Source organism: Desulfobulbaceae bacterium, from assembly GCA_015231515.1.
Classification (GTDB): Bacteria; Desulfobacterota; Desulfobulbia; order Desulfobulbales; family VMSU01; genus JADGBM01.
The window spans coordinates 1-2,408 of the sequence record JADGBM010000213.1 but is presented as its reverse complement, the minus strand read 5'-3'; the positions used below and the strand labels follow the sequence as shown (position 1 = coordinate 2,408).

3 protein-coding genes are annotated in these 2,408 nt (G+C 45.9%); all 3 read right to left on the bottom strand.

What is annotated here, in order from left to right; all coding sequences use genetic code 11:
• Positions 1 to 445: serine/threonine protein phosphatase (locus HQK80_16425; protein ID MBF0223776.1), on the bottom strand; the 445-nt coding region annotated here is incomplete at its 3' end.
• 248 nt (positions 446 to 693) lie between these two features.
• Positions 694 to 1,164 carry a hypothetical protein gene (locus HQK80_16420; protein MBF0223775.1) on the bottom strand — a complete coding sequence of 157 codons (471 nt, stop codon included), beginning with the start codon at positions 1,162 to 1,164 and terminating at the stop codon, positions 694 to 696.
• A 45-nt stretch (positions 1,165 to 1,209) separates the two neighbouring features.
• Positions 1,210 to 2,241 carry a hypothetical protein gene (locus HQK80_16415; GenBank protein ID MBF0223774.1) on the bottom strand — a complete coding sequence of 344 codons (1,032 nt, stop codon included), beginning with the start codon at positions 2,239 to 2,241 and terminating at the stop codon, positions 1,210 to 1,212.
• Positions 2,242 to 2,408 lie beyond the last annotated feature (167 nt).

Sequence of the window (2,408 nt, the reverse complement as noted above, 5' to 3'; positions counted from 1 at the left end):
TCATATCCATGACTCTCTTATCCGCCGAAGCAAGTCGCTTCTCCCTCTGTTTGATGATCCACCCTGAAGGCGGCAGGATAAAATCAAAAACAAACCTAGCGCGCCAATTTGCGGCAAAAATGAAGGTCTTCTTTTTGGGAATTTGAATTTTTTCCCAATCCACCTCAGGAAATTCTGCCGCAGTTTCCCAACACTCATCATAAACCGTATGGCTTTGAGCTCCACCCACGAATGGAAAAGAAAAATGGACCTCTCTCGGACGATGGGAAAGCGGTTCCACCGTCCACCATTTATTCTGGGAAATATCGATTCCTACCTCTCCGGGCCAACCGCCGATTTTACCGATCAAATAGGATTTTCCGGAACCCGGGGTGCCCGTCACAATCAAATTCCCTATCTTCATTTTTCTTGGGTACAATATCCCATTATTGTCCTTCAGTTTCACTGCAATTCTCCTTTATAGACAAGAACAAAGATCAAAATAAAAGCGTGTGAATTGTCTTTTAAGTATTAAATCGCACAAATATTCTACAAAAACTCTTCCGATCCGACTCCAGATCTTGTCAATTTAAGTATCTTGATTTCTAAGACAGAACATAGCCGAAAAAGAACATGCGCGTTAAGTATATGATTTAAGCCCAGAAAAGCAAGCCATTTAGAACTAGTAAATATCCCCCGGCAGAGCCGGTGGCTTTAGGACAAATGGGGGCATAGGACAAGCGCCTGCCTGCGGCGCTGATCGGTCGTCAGGCTGGCGATGGTCTGAAACGCGCCGAGCAGACGCGCCATGATGCCAACATTGCCTGCGGCGCTCCCGCGAATCTGATCAAACGCCTCGGACAAACATCGAGGGAGCGATGCACTAGCACGCATGGTGGTTTCATCTATTTGGAATACTTCGTCATTACGCCATATTTTATCATTGCAGCGTGCCAGGTACTGTAACCAGTGAATCGAGCCATGAACTTCATACACTCGCTCTTCGTCGTATCCGGCTTTCTGGAACTGCCCATCAATATTGGAAGTAACCACAAAGTAATCAGCGTTGTTCCTCTCTATCCACTTTTTGATGATATTGAACCCATCGTGCGGAATGGTATCCCGATAAAGAGTGGCGCGGTGTCCATAGAAGCCCCAGGCAAAGTGGGGTTTGTGTCTGTTCATTTCATCACCTCCTGTTTTAAAGGTGAAAAGCGAAACATACTCAAATTACTTCATCAGCCAATCATTCAGTTCTTCCCAGTCCTCTTTTGTGGGCGGGTTCGACTCATTTCCAAGCGCAGTTTCCAATATCTCTACAAAATCGGTGTATTCATCCGAGGTAAAAGGGATATCGTTATCTAGCCAGTCCCATACAAGTTCAAGGCCACCAAATCTGCTGCCATGATAGATTGTCAGAGCCTTCTCAAGAAAATCGTCTGCTGTCATCCCTTTAAAATGACGCTCGCGAACGAGCGGTATAACGTGGTCTTCATAAATTGCACCGTTCAAGGCAGGTTCTCCAGGCAACAGACGCTCTAGATATTTGTAGACGAATTTATTCGCCCCACCCCGACCGTTTTCTAGCCGACGGGCAAATATACGAACACATTTTTCTACTATTCGCTGTATACGTTCAATATCAGCATTTTCTTTTAGCGGTTTTTGCAGATCCCAGGTCATCCAATCATCTTGTGTTGCAATCGGTATGTTATGACGCTTGCAGACCCTGATGGTGTGGCCGGTTCCGCCGCCGGTAGGCTTGTCCGGGTTGACGTAAAAGATTCCGAAGGTAGCGGGCGAGAATTTATCGCCATATCCGACAATCTTCAAGGTGTCGCGGAGCAGATAGGCAGCTAGGTTAGCCAGTCTGCGAGATGAATGCCTGTTTTTCATCATCGAGGTATACTCAGGACTTGCAGCCACCGTTTCATCTGCAATCTGGTCAATCCTTGCAGCAGGCAGCTCCTCAAGAGAAAGCGCAGTAGCAGATAATGAGCGAAACTTTTTACGGCTCCCTTTTGTTGGGAGGATATATTGCAGACGCTTTGGGTCCACCGATATTATTCCGCTCGCAAAGGCATCATCAGCCCCTGCTGCGTTTCCGGAACGAAAAAGGGCATTTGGAATCGCAAGCGCCAGTTTTGCAGCAAAAGCAGCAAGAGAGGGGGTGGTTTCTTCCGAAATATTACGCGTGCCTTCGAGCAGGATAATTGGTTGAGCTTGCGCGGTAATGATTGCTATGAATTCGGTCGGTGTCATAAATATAGAATCACTTGGCTTGTATTTAATGTCATTTAATTTGTAGATTTACAGTTCATAAGAAAAGGTTGTTCCAATAGTAAACGATCATGATTCCAGCAAAGACACTTTTCCAAAACTAACCCAGTTCATGATTATTCCCTTCACTGGTTTATCTGGTCTAGCAG